The organism is Streptomyces sp. NP-1717 (assembly GCF_022695985.1).
GTDB lineage: Bacteria > Actinomycetota > Actinomycetes > Streptomycetales > Streptomycetaceae > Streptomyces.
In genome coordinates this window covers 1-21,153 of record NZ_JAAPBF010000121.1, presented here as the reverse complement: position 1 = coordinate 21,153, position 21,153 = coordinate 1, and the positions used below count along the sequence as shown (strand labels likewise).

General features: G+C 73.2%; 19 protein-coding genes. 7 read left to right on the top strand and 12 right to left on the bottom strand.

The annotated features are described in order from the left end of the window. Positions 1-212 precede the first annotated feature (212 nt). Positions 213-1,004 (top strand): MBL fold metallo-hydrolase, encoded by a 792-nt coding sequence (locus tag GXP76_RS22470; protein ID WP_242573379.1) that lies wholly within the window; start codon positions 213-215, stop codon positions 1,002-1,004. Positions 1,005-1,015: 11 nt separating this feature from the next. Continuing rightward, positions 1,016-1,738, top strand: a complete 723-nt coding sequence (locus GXP76_RS22465) for a DedA family protein (protein WP_242573381.1) — start codon at positions 1,016-1,018, stop codon at positions 1,736-1,738. 40 nt (positions 1,739-1,778) lie between these two features. Here GXP76_RS22465 and GXP76_RS22460 read toward each other — a convergent pair whose 3' ends face one another. Both GXP76_RS22460 and GXP76_RS22455 read right to left on the bottom strand, forming a co-directional pair. Then, positions 1,779-3,029, bottom strand: coding sequence for an aminotransferase class I/II-fold pyridoxal phosphate-dependent enzyme (locus GXP76_RS22460; RefSeq protein ID WP_242573378.1), 1,251 nt, complete (start codon positions 3,027-3,029; stop codon positions 1,779-1,781). 57 nt (positions 3,030-3,086) lie between these two features. Then, positions 3,087-3,674, bottom strand: coding sequence for a TIGR03086 family metal-binding protein (locus GXP76_RS22455; protein ID WP_242573377.1), 588 nt, complete (start codon positions 3,672-3,674; stop codon positions 3,087-3,089). A 118-nt stretch (positions 3,675-3,792) separates the two neighbouring features. On the opposite strand from GXP76_RS22455, the gene GXP76_RS22450 reads away from it, so the two are divergent. Then, positions 3,793-5,295, top strand: coding sequence for a bifunctional phosphatase PAP2/diacylglycerol kinase family protein (locus tag GXP76_RS22450; protein ID WP_242573376.1), 1,503 nt, complete (start codon positions 3,793-3,795; stop codon positions 5,293-5,295). A 59-nt stretch (positions 5,296-5,354) separates the two neighbouring features. Continuing rightward, positions 5,355-5,912 carry a GNAT family N-acetyltransferase gene (locus tag GXP76_RS22445; RefSeq protein WP_242573375.1) on the top strand — a complete coding sequence of 186 codons (558 nt, stop codon included), beginning with the start codon at positions 5,355-5,357 and terminating at the stop codon, positions 5,910-5,912. 116 nt (positions 5,913-6,028) lie between these two features. On the opposite strand, the gene GXP76_RS22440 is transcribed toward GXP76_RS22445, so the two are convergent. Then, entirely contained in the window at positions 6,029-6,688 is a 660-nt protein-coding gene (locus tag GXP76_RS22440) for a class I SAM-dependent methyltransferase (RefSeq protein ID WP_242573374.1), read from the bottom strand. A 179-nt stretch (positions 6,689-6,867) separates the two neighbouring features. Between GXP76_RS22440 and GXP76_RS22435 the strand changes: the two genes are divergently transcribed. After that, positions 6,868-7,677 carry a class I SAM-dependent methyltransferase gene (locus tag GXP76_RS22435; RefSeq protein WP_242573373.1) on the top strand — a complete coding sequence of 270 codons (810 nt, stop codon included), beginning with the start codon at positions 6,868-6,870 and terminating at the stop codon, positions 7,675-7,677. Positions 7,678-7,735: 58 nt separating this feature from the next. After that, the gene (locus tag GXP76_RS22430; protein ID WP_242573372.1) at positions 7,736-8,095 is read left to right on the top strand and encodes a VOC family protein; all 360 of its coding nucleotides are present in this window, start codon (positions 7,736-7,738) and stop codon (positions 8,093-8,095) included. 55 nt (positions 8,096-8,150) lie between these two features. On the opposite strand, the gene GXP76_RS22425 is transcribed toward GXP76_RS22430, so the two are convergent. Both GXP76_RS22425 and GXP76_RS22420 read right to left on the bottom strand, forming a co-directional pair. After that, a complete protein-coding gene (locus tag GXP76_RS22425; RefSeq protein ID WP_242573371.1) occupies positions 8,151-10,133 on the bottom strand; it encodes a DUF5107 domain-containing protein in 1,983 nt (660 codons plus the stop codon). Positions 10,134-10,240: 107 nt separating this feature from the next. After that, positions 10,241-11,137 (bottom strand): arginase family protein, encoded by an 897-nt coding sequence (locus GXP76_RS22420; RefSeq protein WP_242573370.1) that lies wholly within the window; start codon positions 11,135-11,137, stop codon positions 10,241-10,243. A gap of 67 nt (positions 11,138-11,204) precedes the next feature. Here GXP76_RS22420 and GXP76_RS22415 point away from each other — a divergent pair, with 67 nt between their 5' ends. Further along, complete coding sequence (locus GXP76_RS22415; protein WP_242573369.1) at positions 11,205-11,552, top strand: DUF6204 family protein; 348 nt, start codon at positions 11,205-11,207, stop codon at positions 11,550-11,552. An 83-nt stretch (positions 11,553-11,635) separates the two neighbouring features. Here GXP76_RS22415 and GXP76_RS22410 read toward each other — a convergent pair whose 3' ends face one another. The 7 genes from GXP76_RS22410 to GXP76_RS22380 all read right to left on the bottom strand — a co-directional run. Beyond that, on the bottom strand, positions 11,636-12,592 hold the full coding sequence (locus tag GXP76_RS22410) for an LD-carboxypeptidase (RefSeq protein ID WP_242573368.1): 957 nt from the start codon (positions 12,590-12,592) through the stop codon (positions 11,636-11,638). Between the two features lie 5 nt (positions 12,593-12,597). Then, entirely contained in the window at positions 12,598-14,613 is a 2,016-nt protein-coding gene (locus GXP76_RS22405; protein ID WP_242573367.1) for a prolyl oligopeptidase family serine peptidase, read from the bottom strand. A gap of 12 nt (positions 14,614-14,625) precedes the next feature. Continuing rightward, the gene (locus GXP76_RS22400) at positions 14,626-16,023 is read right to left on the bottom strand and encodes a M20/M25/M40 family metallo-hydrolase (RefSeq protein WP_374362103.1); all 1,398 of its coding nucleotides are present in this window, start codon (positions 16,021-16,023) and stop codon (positions 14,626-14,628) included. Further along, a complete protein-coding gene (locus GXP76_RS22395) occupies positions 16,016-16,849 on the bottom strand; it encodes a M55 family metallopeptidase (RefSeq protein WP_242573366.1) in 834 nt (277 codons plus the stop codon). The genes GXP76_RS22400 and GXP76_RS22395 overlap by 8 nt, the downstream gene beginning before the upstream one ends. 130 nt (positions 16,850-16,979) lie before the next feature. After that, the gene (locus GXP76_RS22390) at positions 16,980-17,699 is read right to left on the bottom strand and encodes a class I SAM-dependent methyltransferase (protein WP_242573365.1); all 720 of its coding nucleotides are present in this window, start codon (positions 17,697-17,699) and stop codon (positions 16,980-16,982) included. A 46-nt stretch (positions 17,700-17,745) separates the two neighbouring features. Next, positions 17,746-20,220, bottom strand: coding sequence for a SpoIIE family protein phosphatase (locus GXP76_RS22385; RefSeq protein WP_242573364.1), 2,475 nt, complete (start codon positions 20,218-20,220; stop codon positions 17,746-17,748). A 170-nt stretch (positions 20,221-20,390) separates the two neighbouring features. After that, positions 20,391-21,153: collagen binding domain-containing protein (locus GXP76_RS22380; protein ID WP_242573363.1), on the bottom strand; the 763-nt coding region annotated here is incomplete at its 5' end.

Below are 21,153 nucleotides of genomic sequence, written 5' to 3'. Positions count from 1 at the left end.
CCTTCTTAAGGAGGCGCGTACCGGGCACGGGTGGGCGCACGGATGTGCCGTGGGCGCACGCCCTCGGGCGCGCGGGGTCAGGCGCGCAGGTCAGGGGCGCGGGGCCGGGGGCCGCGAGCCGTCTCCTGCCCGTACGACCCCGGTCCGACGCCCGTCCGCCGTGCGTCCGCCGTAGGCTGAAGACCGGATACGGACGGAGCTGAGGTCCCGCTTTGGGAAATGTCATCACCTGGTGGGGTCATGCCACCTGCACCGTCGAGGACTCCGGCGTCCGGGTGCTGACCGACCCCCTCTTCGCACGGAGGCTGGCGCATCTGCGCCGACGGCGCGGTGAGGTGCCGCCGCCGGAGGCCGCGGTGGCCGACGCCGTGCTGGTCTCGCACCTGCACTCCGACCATCTGCATCTGCCGTCGCTGGCGAAGCTCGCGCCGGGCACCCGGCTGATCGTGCCGCACGGCGCGCGGCGGGCGGTTCCCGGACTGCGGCGGCTCGACGCCGTCAGACGCGATGGCGGTCTGCGGATCACCGAGGTCGAGGCGGGCGACGAGGTGGAGATCGGGCCGCTGTGGGTGCGGGCGGTGCCCGCGCACCACGACGGGCGGCGGCTGCCGGTCGGACGGCAGCGCTCCCCCGCGCTCGGCTATGTGATCACCGGTGAGCGCCGGACGTACTTCGCGGGCGACACCGGGCTGTTCGACGAGATGGCGGACGTCGTGGGCGACGTCGACGTGGCGTTGCTGCCGGTGGGCGGCTGGGGGCCGCATCTGGGCCACGGCCATCTGAACGCCGACCGGGCGGCCGAGGCGCTGACCCGCCTCGCCCCGGGCGCGGCGGTGCCGGTGCACTACGGCACGTTCTGGCCGATCGGCCTGGACGGGGTCAGACCGCACGAATTCCATTCGCCGGGCGACGAGTTCGTCCGCCTCGCGGCCCGGCGCGCGCCCTCGGTCGCCGTGCACCGGCTTCAGCACGGCGAGAGTGTGCGCCCGGGGGCCGCGCTGTGATCGACCAGCTCATGAGCCAGTTGCCGTCGGAGTCGGCGCAGCAGGCGGTCACCTATCCGTCGCTGTTCCTTCTGGTGGCGCTGGGGGCCCTGGTGCCGGTGGTACCGACGGGTGCCGTGGTGAGTTCGGCGGCCGTGGTCGCCTTCCACCAGACGGCGCCGCTCGCGCTGCTCTACATATTCGTCGTCGCCTCCTTCGCGGCGTTCCTCGGGGACATCTCGCTGTACTGGCTGGGCCGGCGCGGGGTCAACTCGAAGAACGGCTCGCGCTGGCTGGCGGCGCTGGAGCGGCGGGTCGCCGACGACACGCTCGAAGAGGCACAGCGCAAGCTGCGGGAGCACGGCGTGACGGTGCTGGTGCTGTCACGGCTGGTGCCGGCGGGGCGGATCCCGGTGATGCTCGCGTGCCTGCTCACCCGGTGGCCGACGACGCGGTTCATCAAGGGCGCGCTGCCCGCGTGCCTGGCGTGGGCGGCGACTTACCAGCTGATCGGCATCCTCGGCGGGTCGCTCTTCGCGGAGCCGTGGGAGGGCGTGGTCGCGGCGGTGGCGCTGACGGTACTGATCAGCGGCGGCCCCGCACTGTGGCGAAGGCTGCGGGGACGCGGCAAGGGCTCGGACGGGAAGGGTACGCAGGGCGGGAAGGGCGGCACGGCGGCGGCGGGCGGCCCGGCTGCGGCGGGCGGTCGCCCGGTCGCCGACGGTCCGACGGAGCCGGAGGGCCGGCAGGCGTAGGTCGCGACGGTACGCGCCGCTTCCCGGCCCGCGGCCGGGTTCAGCGCGGCGCGCGTGCCTCGGCCAGAACCGCCGTCAGGACGCCGAGCGCCGCGGCGACATGCGGCAGTCGCAGAGGGTCCACCGCGTCGAGGGACTCCATCCGCTGCTCCGGAGTCGCCCCGAGCAGCGGCCCGGTGGCGATCCGCACCCGCAGCGCGCCCAGTTCGTCGCCGAACCGGTGCCCGCCGGGGACCTGAACGCCCAGCCGTTCGCTCAGGAAGTCCTCCAGTTCCATGGAGTCGCCGACCCCGCGTGCGGCGAGGGACCGCCGCGCGGGCCCGAGGTCCGCGTAGAGATGGCGCCCCGCCTGCGGCGGTCGGGTCAGCGCCCCGGCGCCGAGCACGGCGTGGTGTACGGCGCTCGCCACGCGCGCGTGCAGCGCCGTCGCGGCGGCGGCCCGCTCGGTCACGCCGGTCGGCTCGTCCAGCGCGTGCGCGGCAGCGGCGGCGACCGGCCCCGCGACGAGCGCGCCCAGCGCGGTGAGACGGTCCAGCGTCCTGGCCCGGCGCGCGGCGCCGCCGGACGTGGCGGGGAAGCGCGCGGCGGCGGCGGGCCACGACGCCGGGGTGAACGCGCCCGCCAGGTCGAAGAAGACCGTGACGTCCTCGGGCCACATCTCGGCCGGGCTGAGCGGCACCGTCTCGTGCGGCCGGTGCAGGGTGTCGCGCCATGTCTCGTCGCTGACGATGTGCAGGCCCTCGCCCACGGCGGCCTCGCACGCCTCCCTGAGAAGCTCGGGCGGGGCGACGGTGCCGGTCGGGTCGTCGGCGATCGAGAGCAGCAGCAGCCGTGGCGTGCCGCCCTCGGCCCTCACCCGGCGCACCGTCTCCAGGAGGGCGTACGGATCGGGTACGCCTCCGCACTCCGCGGGCGTCGGTACCTGGAAGACGGGCCGGCCGAGGAGTCTGGCCTGCGGTGCCCAGGAAGCCGGGTGCGGGCGGGGCATCAGGATGTCGCCGCCGTGCGCGGCGAGCAGCGCGAGGAGCAGCGGCTGCGGGCCGGCCGCCAGCGCGGCCTCCTGGGGATGCGTCGGCAGACCGCGTCTGGACCAGTAGCCGCAGGCGGCTTCGCGCAGGACGGGCCCGCCGCCGGGCGGTTCGGGCTCCGGCCGCCCCGCCGCGTCCGCGAGTACGGCGACGAGTTCGGGCAGGGCGGGCAGGCCCGCGTCCGGGGCGAGCGGCCCGTACCGTACGGGACCGCGCCCCTCAGGAACCGCCCCGGTCGCCCCGGTCGTCCCGGTCGTCCCCATGCCCGCCACCACCTCCCGCGCTCACCGGCCTCGGTCCAGCCGTCCGGCCCGCTGCCCTCAGCCGGCCGGCGGGCCGGGTTCACGGCCCAGCAGCGCCAGCAGCCGGGCCTGCGCGTCGGCGCCCGGCGGTGGCGTCAGCGGGGCGTCGAACAGACCGCTGCCCGAGAGGCCGTCCGCGTACGGCTCGACCTCTTCGCGCGCGAAGTCCACCAGCGGTCGCGGCAGCCGCTCGTTCACACCGATCCCGCGCGACAGGTCCCAGGTGTGCACCACGGCGTCGAGCACCATCTGCGAGCAGTAGGCGGCGACCGTGGTCGCGCCGTACGAGAGCCGCACGGTGCGGTCCAGCGCGCCCCGCTCGGCGAACGCGGCGCGCGCCGCCGCCGCGGCGCGGTCCCATGTGGCGACCGGATCGTCGCCCAGCACGTCGCCGTCGAAGGCGTCGCCCACCTCCGCCATCGTCCGGCCCTCGCTGACCAGCGGGGGCACCCAGAGCTGCTCGGCCGTCAGGTGGTTGACCAGATCGCGTACGGACCATTCGGCGCAGGGCGTGTCCGCCCTCCACTGATCGGCGCCGACGGCGTGCACCCGGTCCGTGAAGAGGTCGAGCGCCTCGCCGTGCCGGTCCAGCAGTGGATCGTCCATGTCATCCACTCTCCCCGTCCGCCCGGCCGAACGCGAGTCCGGTCGAACCCGGGTCCGCCCCGTGCGACCCGGTTCACGTCGCTGCGTGGCGCCGCCCGGTACGGGGTATCCGCGTTCCATGTCTGACATCTACGCGGGCCGCACCCCGGCCGAGCCCGGCACCCGGAACCGGGTCGCCGCCCTGCTCACCGGCTGGGACCAGCGGATCTTCAGCTCGGCGGCGGACCGGCACTGGCCGGGCGCCGGCCCCGTGCTGCCCCGGCTCAGCCGCTCGGCCAACCACGGTCTCCTCTGGTTCGGCGCCGCCGCCGGAATCGCCCTCATCGGGCGCGGGCAGCGCTCCCGGCGCGCCGCCCTGCGCGGGGTGGCGTCGCTGGCCGTCGCGTCGGCGGCCATCAACACCGTCGGCAAGCGCTCGGTACGGCGACGGCGGCCCGTCCTGGACGCGGTACCGGTGATCAGGCAGCTGAAGCGGCAGCCGATCACCACCTCCTTCCCGTCCGGGCACGCGGCGTCGGCAGCCGCCTTCGCCACGGGGGTCGCCCTGGAGTCGAAGGGCTGGGGCGCGGTGGTGGCGCCGATCGCGTTCTCCGTCGCCGCGTCCCGCGTCTACACCGGTGTGCACTACCCGAGCGACGTTCTGGTGGGCGCCGCGCTGGGGGTCGGGGCGGCGTACGCGGTACGGGGCATCGTGCCGACCCGCTCGCAGCTGCCCTCGCCGGGCCGGCCGCACGCGCAGGCGCCCGTCCTTCCGGCGGGCGAGGACATGGTGGTCGTCGTCAACCGCGCGTCGGGCTCGGCGGACGCGGCGGGCGTGCTGCACGACGCGCTGCCGCTCGCGGAGTTCGTGGAGTGCGATCCCGAGGAGGTGAACACGGAGCTGGAGAAGGCGGCGGGGCGGTGCCGGGCGCTGGGCATCGTCGGCGGTGACGGCACGGTCAACCGGGCCGCGGTGGTCGCCGCCCGGCACGGGCTGCCCCTGGCGGTGTTCCCCGGCGGCACGCTGAACCACTTCGCGTACGACCTCGGGATCGAGGACTTCCACGACACGTGCCGCGCGATGGCGGAGGGTGACGCGGTCCGCGTCGACCTCGGGCGGTTCACCGGTCCCGACGGGGTCAGCGGGCACTTCCTCAACACCTTCAGCCTGGGTGTCTATCCGGAGCTGGTGCGTGTTCGCGAGCACTGGGGACCGCGGATCGGCGGCTGGCCCGCCGGGGTGCTGGCGGCGGTGAAGGTGCTGCGCGGCCAGCATCAGCTGGAGGCGGAGTTCGAGGGCCGGCAGCGGCAGCTGTGGATGCTGTTCGCGGGGAACGGCATCTACCAGCGCTTCGGCTTCACCCCCGGCCACCGGCTCGACCTGGCGGACGGTCTGCTGGACGTCCGGGTCGTGCACGGCGGCAGCTTCCCGAGCCTGCGGCTGCTGGCCGCGGCGGCGGCCGGTCCGCTGAGCCGGTCGCCGGTGCACGCGGCGGAGCGGATGCGGCGGGTGCGGATCAAGGGGATCGCGCCCGGTACGCCGCTGGCCTTCGACGGCGAAGTGGCCGAGTCACCGGCCGAGTTGACGATCGACAAGGCGAACGAGGGGCTGACGGTCTACCGCCCGCGCGCCTTCCAGTGACCCCCGGCCGCACCGAAACCGGTGGCGCGGCCCGGGGGTTCGCGGCGAGGATCCCGGACATGGACTCCGGGACCCCGCCCTTTCTCGAAACCCCGCGGCTGCGGCTGCGCGACTGCGTCGAGGCCGACCTCGACCGTCTCCTCGCGCTGGACAACGACCCGGGCGTGAAGCGCTTCATCGACGGCGGCGTACCGGCCGTGCCCGAGACGTTCCGCTCCGAGACCCTGCCCCGGCTCCTCGGCCGCGGCTTCTGGTCGGCGCAGGAGCGCACCACCGGCGAGTGGCTGGGCTGGTTCGAACTGCGCCCGCTGACCGACGCCGGCTGGGAGTCGGTGGAACTGGGCTATCGGCTGCACCGCGCGGTGTGGGGCCGGGGGTATGCGACGGAGGGTGCCCGCGCGCTCGTCCACAAGGCGTTCACCGAGCTGGGCACGGAACGGATCACGGCGAACACGATGACGGTCAACACCGGCTCCCGCCGGGTGCTGGAGAAGGCCGGGCTGGTGTATCTCCGTACGTACTTCGAGGACTGGCCGGAGACCATCGAGGGCTCGGAGCAGGGGGACGTGGAGTACACGCTCACGCGGGAGCAGTGGCGACGTACGTCCGGCACATGAGCCCCCGGGCCGCCGTCCCGGGGCGCGGAACGGCGGCAGCCCATGATCCCGTCGTGCGGCGGGGCGTACCAATGGATTTCGTCCGGGCGGGGCGCCGCGCCGGACGGATGCGAACCTCACGGCTGTTCGGGCCTGTGGGCGAGGAAGGTGGCGAAAGACCTCTCGGACCCTTCGCCCGGTTCCTCCAGCAGACGCGCGGTGACGACGAACCCGGCCTGCTTCAGCAGCTCGGCGATCCGGTCGGGCGGCAGCAGGTAGGACTCGTAGGACACCGGGTGCCCGCCGTACGCCTGGGTGGGACGCAGATGCAGGTCGGACCCCGCGTGTCCGGCCAGCATCAGAGAGCCGCCGGGCGCGAGGGTGCGGAGGAACTCGCCGAACACCACCGGCAGCAACGCCGGTGGTGTGTGGTGGGTGGAGTAGTACGCGAGGATGCCGCCGAGGCTGTCGTCCTCGATCGGGAGCGAGGTCATCGAGCCGACGCCGAAACGCAGCTCCGGGTAGGCACCACGGGCCAGTTCGACCATCGCGGGCGACAGGTCCACGCCGAACGCGGGCACCTGTCGCTCGGCGAGATAGGCCGTGATTCTGCCGGGGCCGCATCCCAGGTCGGCGACGGGCCCGAGGCCGGCCGTACGCACGGTCTCCGCGAAGACGTTCAGCATCCCTCGTGACAGCGGATCCAGCTCCGCCGGGGACTTGACCTTTTCGACGTAGTCGGCGGCGACCGTGTCGTACGACTCCCGGACGGCGGCGAGGTAGCTGAGATCAGACATGCGGGCGACTCTAATGAGGGCGCGCGGCGGGCGCCCGGACAGTGCCCCCTCGCCCTGCGAGGCACCGAATCCCACCGTACGAGGAGTCAACCGGGGTGACCACATCGCGAGACGCGGGTCTCATATTCCGGCATCGCGGCGTACCGTGGCCGGATCACTTGACGACAGGGAGCCCGGTCATGGCGCGAGAGACCGCCGTCTACACCCATGGACACCACGAGTCGGTCCTGCGTTCGCACCGGTGGCGGACCGCGGCGAACTCGGCGGCGTATCTGCTTCCCGAACTCCGTTCCGGCCTCTACGTGCTGGACGTGGGATGCGGGCCCGGCACCATCACCGCCGACCTGGCGGAGCTGGTGGCGCCCGGCACGGTGACCGCGGTGGACGCGGCGGCCGATGTGCTGGAGCGGGCCGCGGAGACTGTCGCGGCCCGTGGGGCGGACAACGTCCGCTTCGCGGTCGCCGACGTCCACGCGCTGGACTTCCCGGACGGCTCCTTCGACGTCGTCCACGCCCATCAGGTGCTCCAGCACGTCGGCGACCCCGTGCGGGCCCTGCGCGAGATGCGCCGTGTGTGCAGGCCGGGAGGCGTCGTCGCGGCGCGCGACAGCGACTACGGGGCGTTCACCTGGTTCCCGTCGTCGCCGGAGCTGGAGGGCTGGCGGGAGCTGTACCGCCGGGTCGCCCGGGCGAACGGCGGCGAACCGGACGCGGGGCGACGGCTCCGGTCCTGGGCGCGCCGGGCGGGCTTCACGGACATCACGTCCACGGCGACGGCGTGGTGCTTCGCCACCCCGGAGGAGCGCGCGTGGTGGAGCGGCCTGTGGGCGGAGCGGACGACCGCGTCGGTCTACGCGGAACTGGCGGTGAGCGGCGGCCACGCGAGCGAGGCGCGGCTCACCGGGATCGCGGAGGCGTGGCGCGTCTGGGGCGCGGATCCCGACGCGTGGTTCATGGTTCCGCACGGCGAAGTCCTGTGCCGGGTCTGAGGGTTGGGTCGCCCGGGATCATGGTCGCGGACAAGGGTGCTTCGCTACGCTCATCCCTATGGAAATCCTGGGAACCACGCTGCGCATCTGCGTCGACGACCTGGAGACCTCGGTCGCGTTCTACGAACGACTGACCGGTAGCCCCGCGCTCCGTTTCGAGCGCGGCGGGGTCTCCGTCGCCGCCGTCAGTTGCTTCCTGTTGATGAGCGGTCCTGCCGAGGAGATCGAGGTGCTGCGCAAGGTCACCGCCACGATCGCCGTCAAGGACGTCGACGAGGCGTACGCCGCGCTCACGGGCGTCGGCGCCCAGGTCGTCGCGGGTCCGGTCCCCACGCCGGCCGGCCGCAATCTGATCGCCGTCCACCCGGACGGTTCGATCTTCGAGTACGTGGACCGCAACCCGGTCCAGAACGGCTGACGGGGCGACCGGACGGGCGCCGCACGTGCGCGGCGGCCCGTCCGGGACCCGGTCGTCAGCCGGCCGCCGGCCGCATCCGGTAGTCGTACTCCTCCGGCAGCGGGTCGTCCGTCAGGGACGACCACACCTCGTTCAGCGTCTCGGCGCCCTCCCGCAGGTCCGCCACCTCGAAGCCCGCGTCGAACAGCGCGCGGGCCGCCGCCTTCTCGCCCTCGGCCATGAGCAGTTGAGCCTCGATCAGCCGGAACGCGCCCCGTTGCCGGGTCTCCTCCGGGAGCCGGTCCCAGACGCGCCGCGCGTCCTGCGGGCGGTCGACGGTGAGCAGCGCGGCGATCGCCTCGCGTGCCAGGGACGCCGTGGCGGCCGTCCAGGACTCGTCGTCCCCGCGCTCGCGGCAGAGGTCGTCGAAGGCTTCCGTGTACTGGTCGGCGGCCCGTTCCGGGTTGCCGCCCTCGCAGTCGGCGACGGCCAGGCAGCGGAGCAACGGCCAGCGCGACGAGGCGAGTTTGAGGCCGCGTTCCCAACTCCGCACCGCCTGGGCCAGATCTCCCGCGTGCCACTGGGTGACACCGAGGTGATACTCCGTCAGCGGCTCGGCGGGGGCCGTCTCCAGCATGTCGCGCCAGTGCGGCGCGACGAGGGTCGGCCCGGGCGGCACGACCTCACCGGGCTTCGGCAGCGTGCCCTGGGTGAACAGCTCGACCCACGGCGCCTGTTGCTCGCCGAGCATGGACTCGTCGAACGGTGTGCCGTGCAGTTGGTAGCCGCCGCGCATCTCGCCGCGCAGGACTTCGAGCGCGCCCCAGCCCGAGCCGGTGGCGAGCCGTTCGCCGGGCTCGTTGTCCGCGTACGGCAGCCACGCCTCGTACGCGGCGTCGACATCCGCGCGGGGCAGGGCGAGTTCGAGGCGGTCGGCGACCTCGGCGCGGGCCGCGTCCCAGTCGGCGCCGTGCACCGCCGCGGGGTCGGCTTCGAGCGGGCCGTACGACTCCAGCCAGCTGAAGTCGTCGTGGCCTTCGAGCTTGACGTGTTCGAGCTGGGTACGGGCGAGCCCGGCCTGGATCTCGGCGTAGCCGGGCGTGCCCGGTTCGGTGAGCCAGCGCTGCCAGCGCCGTCCACCGCGCCCGGCGCCCCAGAGGAAGAGCTTGCGCCCGCGCAGGGTGTCCGTGGAGGTCTGGACGAGTCCGTGACCGTCCGCGTCGAGGGAGGTGATCCACTTCCGGGCGTCGAGGGGGACCTCGTAGAAGTAGTCGGCGGGGTACTCGCCGCGCAGCGGGTACGTGCGGTCGGCGCCGTCGTACTCGGGCACCGGGACCCGGCGCAGGCTCCGTTCGTACCCGAAGTGCCAGGCCTCCTCGGCGGGTGCGAGGACGCGGGTGTGCTCGTCCTCGGGGACGGCGATGTTGGACCACCAGTAGACGGGCGCCGGGCCCTGGTGCGGGTTGCGTATGCGGACGCCGACGTGCAGGAAGTCGGAGTCGTCGGGCAGCCACAGATCGACCTGGAACGGCAGGCCGCGCAGGGGCTCCCACTCCCAGAGCCGGACCATCTCGCCGCCGTCGGGCGCGGGGACGAGCGCGGCGTGCACGGGCGCGCAGGAGAGTGTGGTGTGGCCGGTGGCGCCGATGTTCCACTCGATGCCGCCGGAGAACCAGGCGCCGTTGAGCGCGAAGTCGGCGGGCTGGAACACCGGGTTGCGGTACAGCAGTTCGCGTCCGGTGGGCTTGTGGTGCAGGGAGTGGATCCGGCCGCCGAGGCCCGGCAGGACGGTGGCCCGCAGCCGGTCGTTCTCGATGACGATCGTGTCGAAGTCGGCGGGCTCGCGGTCGCGTCCGTAGCCGTCGAGGATGCGGACCGGCAGCAGTGTGCGCAGCGGTTCGTAACCGATCTGCCGTGCCATGTCGCGCGGCAGGTCCCGCTTGGCGCGCTCGTCGATGGAGTGGGTCTCGTCGAGCGGCCGCAGTGCGGGCAGAGGGTTCTCCGGCCCCAAAGGGGCGGCAGGCAGGGTCAGTACGGCACGTCGCACACTCGTGGCCACAGGCAAACCTCGCTTCGCTCGCTGGGGCCGCCGGGGCTCGGTTGGCCGGCGCGCACCCGATGACCATGGAACACGGTCGAGTGCGCGCCGAACAGAGGACCTGGAGATCAGTCTTGGGTGAGGGCCGCCACAACGATGTCCGCGAGCAGCGCTCCGGCGGTGCCGTCGGGGTCGAGGTCGGGGTCGTAGATGGTCAGGTTGAGCCCGACGCAGCGGTCCGAGCGCACCAGGGCCGTCAGCAGGGTGCGGAGTTCGTCAGGAAGCAGCCCGCCGGGGTCGGGGCTGTCGACGGCCGGCATCACCTCCGGGTCGAGGACGTCCGCGTCGAGATGGACCCAGAAGCCGTCGGTGACGGGGAGCTCCAGGGTCTGGAGTGCGGCGCCCGTGAGTTCGGCGGTGCCCCAGCGGCGGAACTCGCCGACGGAGACGGTGGGGATCCTGAGCCGGGCCAGTTCCTCGCGGTCCTCGTCGTAGTCGCGGATGCCGAAGAGACGCACGTCCTCGTCGCGTACGTAGGGGCGCAGCCCTTCGATGTCGCTGAGGTCGCGCTGCCCGCGCCCGGTGGCGATGGCCATCTCCTCGCCGCCCGCGGCGCCGACTGACGGGGAGTTGCCGGTGTGCCGGAAGTCGGCGGAGCCGTCGATCGCCGCGATGCCGTACCGCCCGATCCGGCGCAGCGCGAGGGAGGCGCCGAGCTGGATGGAGCAGTCGCCGCCGAGGACGAGGGGGAAGTCGCCGGCCCGTACGTGGTGCTCGATGCGGCCCGCGAGCTTCGGTGTGTACGCGGCGATGGCGGCGGCGTTGAAGACCCCGTCGCCTTCCTTCCAGTCGCCCCGGTCGTAGCGGGGCGGGACGACGACCCCGCCCTCGAAGGCGCCGAGCCGCTGGACGATCCGCTGCTCGCGCATGGCGCCGGCGAGCTTGTAGCAGCCGGGTACGGTGCCGGGGGCGGGTGGCCGGAGGCCGAGGTTGGAGGGGGCGTCGATCACCACGATATTCCGCATGCGAATCATCCTCCGCGTCGTACTCTCGTTCTTCAATCTGGATACTCGGTGAGAAGGCGGCACGTCCATGACCACGCAGCACACGTATCGGGTGATCGTGCGCGGGACTTTCCAGGACCTGACGGACGAGGCGCGGGCGCGGTTGCTGGAGGAGGTCGAGGAGCACGGGCTGAGCCAGATGCGGTTCACGCCCGAGGGGTCGCTCACCTACGACCGGGTGCTCAAGCACTTCTCGTTCCGCTTCACCGTCGTCTCCGACGCGGCCGACGGCGAGGAGATGGCGGCGGCGCTCGCCGAGGACCGGGCCCAGACGGCGCTGAAGACCCTCGGCGGCGGTGTGGGTGCCGGCTTCGGGGAGCTGCGGTCGTCGGTGACGGACCTGGACACGATGAAGATCAACCGCAAGGGCCGCTGAGGCCCTTCCGGCGGGGTGACGCCGTGTCGGTGGCCGGACGTCGGCCTCCGGCCGGTGCGTGCCGGGTGGGGCGGGGGGCGGCGTCAGGTCAGTGCCGGGGCCTCCAGTGTGAGGGCGCCCCGGTCGGCCGTCGCGTCCAGGACGGCGGGGACGCCCAGTGGCACCGTCAGGTTCGTCGGGCCGTGGCCGAAGCCCAGTTCCTCGACCACCGGGACGCCGAGTCCGCCGAGCCGGTCGAGCATCAGGGTCCGTACGGCGTCGTACGGACCGCAGCCCGCCCAGGAGCCGAGCGCGACGCCGGCGACCCCGTCCAGCCAGCCGGAGCGCAGGAGTTGGGTGAGGAACCGGTCCAGCCGGTACGGCTCCTCCTCGATGTCCTCGATCAGCAGCAGCCCGCCCGTGGCCGAGCGGCGGGCGTGCGGGGTGCCGAGGTCGGCGGCGAGGAGGCTGACGCAGCCGCCGAGGGTGATGCCGCGGGCCCGGCCGGGGACGAGGGCGCGTGCCGTGCCGGAGCCGATGACCTGGACCGTCCCGGGTTCGAGGAGTGTGGCGCGCAGCGACTCCTGGGTGGCGGGGTCCTTGAGGAAGGTCAACGCGGCGACCATGGGGCCGTGCAGGGTGGAGACGCCCGCCCGTACGGCGAACGCCTCGTGCAGCGCGGTGATGTCGCTGTAGCCGACGAACGCCTTGGGGGCCGCGGCACGGATGGTGTCCCAGTCGAGCAGGTCGACCATGCGCTGGACGCCGTAGCCGCCCCGTGCGCACAGGACGGCTTCGATCGTCGGGTCGCACCAGGCGTCCTGGAGGTCGCGGGCGCGTGCCTCGTCCGTCCCCGCGAGATAGTCGAACTCCCGGTGGGTGTCCAGGACATGGGGGGCCACGACGGGGTCGAGACCCCAGCCGCGCAGGATGTCCAGGCCCGCTTCGAGGCGTTCGGCGGGCAGCGGGCCGCTGGGCGCGACGACGGCGACCTTCGCGCCGGGACGGAGCCGGGGCGCGCGTACGAGGGGAGCCAGGGGTGCGGCGGCCGGGTCGGGCACGGGTGTCACTTCTTCAGCTCCAGCACGGGGACGTCGGGGCGGTCGATCCCGAAGGTCTGGGCGTACAGGGACAGTTCGGCCTCCAGCGCGCGGACCATGGTGTCCGTCCTGCGGAAGCCGTGGCCCTCGCCCTCGAAGGTGAGGTAGGCGTGCGGGATGCCGCGCCCGGCGAGCCGTCGGAGGAAGCGTTCGCACTGGTCGGGCGGGCAGATCACGTCGTCCAGTCCCTGAAGCAGCAGGAACGGGGCGGTGATCCGGTCGACGTGGTTGATCGGCGAGCGGTCGCGGTAGCGGGCCGGGACCTCGGCGACGGGGCCGACGAGCGATTCCAGATACCGCGACTCGAAGTCGTGGGTCCCGTCCTCGGCCCAGGCGGACAGGTCGAGGATCGGGTAGATGACGGTGCCGCAGGCGTAGACGTCGGTGGCGGTGAGGGACACGGCGCTGGTCCAGCCGCCGGCGCTGCCGCCCCGTACGGCGAGCCGCGCCGGGTCGGCGGTGCCTTCGTCGGCCAGCGCGCGGGCGACGGCCGCGCAGTCCTCGACGTCCACGACGCCCCACTGCTCGCGCAGCCGTTCGCGGTACGAGCGTCCGTAGCCGGTGGAGCCGCCGTAGTTGACCTCGGCGACGCCGAAGCCGCGCGAGGTGAAGTAGGCGATCTCCAGGTCGAGTACGAGCGGGGAGTGGCTGGTCGGCCCGCCGTGCGCCCACACGACGTACGGCGGCAGTTCGTCGCCGGGCGGGCTGTGGTCGGGGCTGTGCGGGGGGTAGATGTGGGCGTGGATCTCGCGGTCGTCCGGCCCGGTGAAGGTGCGGATCTGCGGCTCGGGGTAGTACACGGGGTCGACCGGGTCGTCGTGCGCCGAGCCGATGACCCGGGCCCGCCCGGTCGTGGTGTCCAGCTCGACGATCTCGTACGCGCTGCGGGGGCTGGCGCCGACCCCGATCACGCGGGAGCCGCGGACCGCGAGGGTGGCGGCCCATTCGGTCCAGGGTCCCGCGGCGTCGGCGAGCTGGCCGGTCTCGGGGTCGAGGATGCCGAGCGTGGTGGCGCCCTTGCCGTGGACGACGGCGATCATGCCGTCGTCCATCGGCCGGAACCACTGGAGGCCGATCTTCCACAGCGGCCCGCCGAACTCCTCCTCGACGGCGGGGCTCAGCCGGGTCGGCGCGCTCACGCCGAGGGGCGCCGACGCGTCGAGCCGCAGCCGGTGCAGCTGCCACCAGTCGCCGGGGTCGGAGACGTAGAGGAGGGAGCCGTCGGCGGCCCAGTCGGTCTGTGCGACGGATTCCTCGGGGCCCCCCGCGACGGTGCGCACGTGCTCGAAGGCGCCGCTCCCCGTCACGTCGGCGAGCAGCAACTCGGTGCCGTCCCAGGGCATCCGGGGGTGGTCCCAGGCGATCCACGCGGCGTGCCGGCCGTCCGGTGAGACGCGGGGTCCGGTGACGAACCGGTGTCGGTCGTCGGAGAGTTCGGTCACGGCGCCGCGGTCGTCGGCGGCCGATCCGTCCAGCGGTACGGCGGCGACGACGCGGCGTACGTCGGTGGGCGCCTCGCCGGTGAACTCCTCCAGTACGCACCAGACCTGGCCCGCGTCGAGGCGGATCTGCGGGTCGGCCCAGCGCAGGGTGCCGGTCATCCGGCCGTCCGGCGCGGGGGCCGGGGTGAGCGGGCGCGGGGGCGCGCCGCCGTCCGGTTCCCAGGCGTAGAGCCGCTGGTCGGTGAAGTGCGCGAAGACGACGAGGGCGGAGCCGTCGGCCCGTATCGCCCCGTCCCAGGGTTTGCCGCCGTACTCGATGACCCTGCTGCGGACGTTCCAGGGGGCGGGCAGGACCGATTCCTCACGGCCGTCGGGGCGGCCGCGCACGAGTGTGCGGCGGCCCTCCTCGGCGGGCCGCGGCTCCGTCCACCACACCTCGTCGCCCACCGTGCCGACGAATTCGGGCCGCCCGTCGTGCGAGGCGGCGAGCGCGGCGTCGATCGGTGACGGCCATGAGCCGTAAGGCGTCGGCTGTTCCATGCCCAACTCCCTCTACGCGGTCTGGAGATAGTGGTCGAGAACGCGTACCCCGAAGTGGAGGGCGTCCACCGGGACCCGTTCGTCGACGCCGTGGAAGAGGGCCTGGTAGTCGAAGCCGACGGGCAGCTTCAGCGGGGAGAAGCCGTAGCCGGTGATGCCGAGCCGGGAGAACTGCTTGGCGTCGGTGCCGCCGGACATGCAGTACGGCACGACGTGCCCGGCGGGGTCGAACCGCTCGACGGCCGCCCGGAGTTTGGCGTACGTCGGGGAGTCGACCGGTGCCTGGAGGGCGACTTCGCGGTGGTGGAACTCCCAGTCGACGTCGGGGCCGGTCAACTGGTCGAGCGTGGTGCTGAATTCGTCCTCGGTGCCCGGCAGCATCCGGCCGTCGACATAGGCGACGGCGTGACCGGGGATCACATTGACCTTGTAACCGGCCTCCAGGACCGTCGGGTTGGAGCTGTTGCGCACGGTCGCCTCGACGAGGGCGGCGGCGGGGCCGAGCTTGGCGAGCAGCGCGTCGGCGTCGAAGTGCTCGGCGTGGACGTCGGCGTCGATGCCGTGCAGCGCGGCGATCTCCTTCAGCGCGGCGCGGACGGTCGGGCTGAGCCTCAGCGGCCATTCGTGCTGGCCGATACGGGCGACGGCGGCGGCGAGCCTGCTGACCGCGTTGGCCCGGTTGACCTTGGAGCCGTGGCCCGCCCTGCCGTGCGCGGTGAGCTTGAGCCAGCCGGTGCCGCGCTCGCCCGCCCCGACGGGGTAGAGCGCCATTCCGGGGCCGGCGTGGAAGGTGAAGGCCCCGGACTCGCTGATGCCCTCCGTGCAGCCCTCGAACAGCTCCGGGTGCTCGTCGGCGAGGAAGCCGGAGCCGTCGATCGCGCTGGCCTCCTCGTCGGCCGTGTACGCGATCACGATGTCGCGGCGCGGCCTGACCCCGGAGCGGGCCCAGGCGCGGACGACCGAGAGGACCATCGCGTCCATGTTCTTCATGTCGACGGCCCCGCGGCCCCAGACGACGCCGTCCATGACCTCGCCGGAGAACGGGTGCACGGACCAGTCGGCGGGCTCGGCGGGGACCACGTCCAGATGGCCGTGGACCAGGAGCGCGTCGGCGCCCGGGTCGGTGCCGGGGATGCGCGCGACGACATTGGTGCGGCCGGGGGTGCGTTCGAGGAGCGTGGGCTCCAGCCCGGCGGCGGCCAGCCGCTCGGCGACGTACTCGGCGGCGGGGCGCTCGGAGCAGTCGCCGTCGCCGCGGTTGGTCGTGTCGATCCGGATGAGTTCGGAGGTGAAGGTGACCACCTCGTCCAGGGCGACCGTGTCGACGGCGTCGGCCCGGCCGGTGCTCGTGTCCGCGGGCGTCGTACCGGGTGAAACGGGGGGCGTCTTGTCGGGCGTCATGTCAGCCATACTGCTCCTCCACCGCGGCCGAGACGATCGTGGTGACCGCCTTGAAGGTGCGAATGCCCTCGTACATCGTCTCGCTCGTGTAGGCGACACGCCGTTCGCCGCTGCCGACCACTCCGGGAACGACCGTGGCGGCCCCGGCGAGGTGCTCGGCGTCGAACTCCAGCTCGACGGTGAACGGACCGCCGTCGACGGGCTCGTGCCGTACGGCCAGGGCGGTGGCCTTCCTCGCCGCCGCGCGGATGTCGGCGGCGGTACGCGCGGGGGTGCGGCAGACCGCCGCGTACCGGGACACGTAGTCCTTCACGGCGACCTTGTGGGCGTCGGGCGCGTAGCCGTCTGCGTCCAGGCAGGACAGGTCGTCGCCGGTGAACAGGATCACGGGGACGCCGTACTCGGCGACGACATGGGCGTTGAGCAGCCCCTCGCTCGCGCGCGTGCCGTTGAGCCAGACGCCGGTGACGGAGTTGGCGAGATAGGTGTGCGCGAGCACGCCCTCGGTGCCCGCGCCCGTGTGGTAGCCGACGAAGGCGATGCCGTCGACGTCACCGTGCTGGACGCCCTCCACCATGCTCAGCGTCTTGTGCCGCCCGGTGAGCAGTTGGGCGCGCTCGTCCAGCTGTTCGATCAGCAGGTTGCGCATGGACCAGTGCGCCTCGTTGATCAACACGTCGTCGGCGCCGCCGTCCAGGAAGCCGAGGACGGCGGCGTTCACATCCGAGGTGAAGAGGGTGCGGCAGCGCTCCCACTGCGGCGTCCCCGGCAGGACGTCGCCCGGCCAGGTCACACCGGTGGCGCCTTCCATGTCGGCGCTGATCAGGATCTTCATGCAGCGAAACCGTACGCGTCGCCGGACGCGTCGACCACCCCCGCCGTACCGGTCGTGCACGGCCGCCGGGAGCGGCACGGCGCGTCCGGCGGGAGTGGCCCGGCCCGGCGGGCCGGATCCACGGGGGACGTCAGGCGGGGCTCAGGACGAACCACCTGGCGGGCAGGTCGATCCGGGTGCCGTCGGCCAGATACTCCGTCTGGGGCAGCGTGGTGTCCCCGCTGTCGATGATCCGCAGGCCCGCCTCGCCGAGCAGCCGGGGCACCTCGTCGTCGGAAGTCCCGGCCGGTTTCAGTCCGTGGTCGAAGACCCGCCGCAGCTTCGCGGGCGGCCCGCCGGGATCCGCGGCGGCCCGCTGGAACAGCGTCCTGGCCCCGGAGGTCAGCTCCACGACGAACGCCCTGCCGCGCTCACCGAGCAGCGCGGCGACCGACCCGGCGACGGCGGGCCGGTCCTGCGGTTCGCTCTGGTGGATGACCGCGCGCATGTACACATGGGTGTCGCCGACCCGCGCCGACAGCGCCCGGACCGCTTCGTGGTCGACGAGGCTGAGCTGCTCGAACTCGGCGACCTTCTCGGTGTCGGCGCGCCGGGCGTGCTCTATCGCCGCGTGCGAGAGGTCGACGCCGATGGCGCGGGCGAAACGGGTGGCGAGATAGCGGGTCTGGGTGCCGTTGCCGCAGCCGAGGTCGGCCACGGGCAGCGAGGCGTCGGCGTGCGGCAGCAGGATGTCGCAGTGCGGTTCGGCCGTCAGGGAGGGGTCGGAGTCCCAGATGGCCTCGCCCGGCGCGTCGGAGGTCTCGCGCCAGTAGCCTTCCCACGAATCCCGGTAGCGCTCCGACACGGTCATCTGTGCCTCCCGAATTCAGTTCCGTGAAGGGCGAATTGACGGCGCGTCACTTCCGCACCACGTACGCCTCCTTTCCCGCCAGTGCCTGTTCGAACCACACCGTCTTGCCCTGCGCCGAACTGTTGCTCCCCCAGCCGCGGGCCAGCCGGCTCACGATCCGCAGCCCCCGCCCGAACTCGTCGTCGGCCGTCGCGCCCAGCAGGCTCGCCGGGGCCGGTTCGTCGTCGGTGACCTCGCAGAGCAGGGCGTCCGTACGGACCAGCCGCAGTCCGACATGGCGGATGCGCGCGTGCCGTACGGCGTTGGTGACCAACTCGCCGACCATCAGCTCCGCGTTCTCCACGGCCCCGGGCAGATCCCAGTCGTAGAGCTTGCCGCGCACCAGGCGCCGGGCCCGCGCGACCTCGCGCGGGTCGAGCGCGAGCTGCCACTCGGCGACGTCACCGGCCGGTATGCCGTTCAGCCTGGCCATCAGCAGGGCCACGTCGTCCTTGCGTCCGCCGTGGGTGTTGAGCGCGCGGATGATCGTGTCGCAGGCGTGGTCCATGGAGGCGGCCGGGTGGGCGGCCGACTCGCACAGGGCCGCGAGACCGGCGCCGATGTCCTGGCCGCGCACCTCGACCAGGCCGTCGGTGCACAGCACCAGCCGGTCGCCGGGACCGACGCGTACCGTCACGGTCTCGAAGGGCACGCCGCCGACACCGATGGGGGCGCCGGTCGGCAGGTCGAGCAGTTCGCTGCGGCCGTCCGCGGCGCGGACCAGGACGGGCGGGATGTGTCCGGCGTTGGCGATCTGCAGCTCGGAGCGGATGGGGTCGTACACCGCGTACAGACAGGTCGCCAGATAGTTCTCGCCCAGGCGCTGCGCCAAGTCGTCCAGATTGCGGAGCAGTTGGGCGGGCGGCAGCTCCATCGTCGCCATCGTCTGCACCGCCGTGCGCAACTGACCCATCATCGCGGCTGAGTTGAGGCCGTGGCCCATGACGTCGCCCACGACGAGCGCGGTGCGTGAGCCGGGCAGTTTGACGGAGTCGAACCAGTCCCCGCCGATCCGGCCGAGCCGGGTGCCGGGCAGATAGCGGGTGGCGATGTCGCAGCCCGCCATGCGGGCCGCGATCTGCGGCAGCATGCTGTCCTGGAGGGTGTCGGCGACGTTCTCCTGGTACGTGTACATGCGGGCGTTGTCGAGGACGAGACCGGCCCTCGCCGCCAGTTCGGCACCGGTGGTGCGGTCCATGTCGTCGAAGGGCTGGCGCCCCTGACGCCGCATCAGCACCATGAAGCCGAGCACCACGTCACGCGCCTTGAGCGGTACCAGCAGCATGGAGCGGTTGTTGATGAGCGGGCGCAGGTCGCGCTTCTCGAACTGCGCGGAGATCCGGTCGCCGTCCTCCTCGCTGAGCCGGGGGATGAGGACCGGTTCGCCGGTGACCATGCACTGGAAGAACGGGGTGTGTTCGGGGAACGCGATGGCCTCACCGACCGGCACGGTGTCGTCCCAGCGGCCCGGCTCGTCGTTGTGCTCGACCCACACCCGGTGCCAGATGGTGGTGACGTCGGGCGGCCCCGTGGGGAAGCCCTCTCCGGCCAGGACGGCGGCGCGCAGATGAGTGCCCGCGAAGTCGGTGAAGCGGGGTACGGCGGCGCTGGTGACCTCGCGGATGGTGCGCGCGAGATCGAGGGAGGAGCCGATCAGTCCGCTGACCTCGTTGAGGAACTCCAGCCGTTCGCGTACCGCCGCGTACTCCAGGTCGAGTTCGGGGTCGGGCGCGGGCACGGGGTCTCCGGCGGGGTGGCCGTACGCGCGACCGGCGCCCGCCGTGCCGGTCTCCGCCGTGCCGTTCGCGTGGGCCGGCCGTCCGGCCACCCGGCGCGGCACACCCCAGTCGGGGGTGACGGGGACCCGGTCGTGGTGACTGAACTCCAATACGGGATAGCCGAGTTCGAGGACCTGGGCGACGATGCGCTCCGACTCGGCGACGCTCATGTTCGGCAGGATGTGCGGGAGTTGGCCGGCAAGCGACTGGGAGTCGGCGAACTCGGTGTGCAGCGAGAAGCTCGGCGCTATCCGGCCGGTGTCGGCGTCCCCGACGTCGCCGCGGAACTGGTCGATGTCCGCGGCGAGTACGAGATGGCGGCCGGTTCCCGGGCCGGCCAGCGGGTAGGCCCACCACAGCACGTCGAGGCGGGGGCGTCCCGGGTCGGAGAGCTTCGCCCGGCCGGCGGTGGGGTACGAGCTGCGCCCGTGCAGTTCCGGGCCCAGTTCGTCGTCGGCGCCGTACATGTCGTAGGGGCCGTTGACCCGTCCCGTCCGGTCCTCGGTGAGCGCCCCGGAGACCGGCATCAGATCGCCGGCCGGCTGGCCGACCGCGGCTTCCTTGGAATGGCCGAAAAGTCGCCGTGCGCCGCTCGACCAGTGCGACACGAGGCCGTCGGCGTCCACGACGACCACGGCAAGCGGAATCCGGCCGGTCGCGGCGCGCCCGCGCCGTGACCGGAGCGGCGGAGTGCCACTGTCCATGGGTGGAAGGCTCCTTCCCCGCCGCCGGGATCTGCGGCTGTGCACCCACGGTACGGCTCCGAACACGCAATGCGCCGGGCAATGAACTATTAGATAGTGCGCCCGCGTACGCCGGAAAGTTGACTGAAATTCAGTCAGTGTCGCGCCTCTTGATCGACTCGCCGATCCGGTCAGTCCGCGTGGCCGAGCTGCAGGTCTCTCTCGGTCCGCCCGCCGCCCGCCATCCGCAGCACGGTGGCCACGGGCGGATATCCCGCGGCGATGACCGTGTACTCGCCGGACGACAGGTCGACGAAGCGGAATGTGCCGTCCGCCCCCGTGGTGAGGGTGTCGACGACATTGCCGGCGGCGTCGAGCAGGGTGACGCGCGCGTCCTCGACCGGACGGCCGCCCCCGGCCCGTACGGTGCCGCGCAGCACCGCGCCGCCGGCCAGTTCGATGTCCTGCCGGGTCTCGCGCGAGGCCTGGACGCTGACGAGGAGCGCGGCGGGCCGGAACGCGGGCGCGCTGGCCGCGAGGGTGTACTCCCCCGCCACCAACTCCGAGATCACATAGCCGCCTTCACGCCCGCTGCGGGTGGAGGCGACCACGTCCCCGCGTACGTCGGTGAGGGTGACGGCCGCGTCGCGCACGGGTGTGCCGTCGGCGGTCAGTACGGCTCCGGCGAGGCGGCCGGCGCCGCCGAGGACCACGTCCAGCTCGATCGGGCGCTCCCCGACGGTGACGGTGACGGCCTGCGGCTGGTGCCCGCCCGCCGCGGCGATCATCACGTACGAACCGGCCCCCGGCACGCTCAGCGCGTACCGCCCGTCCTCGCCGCTGGCCCCGCGCCCGATCTGGGTGCCCTGCACGTCGATGAGGGTGAGCGCGGCGCGCGGGTCCTGGGCGTCATCCACCTCAAGGACGTCGTCAAGGAGGGCATGCGGGAGCGGT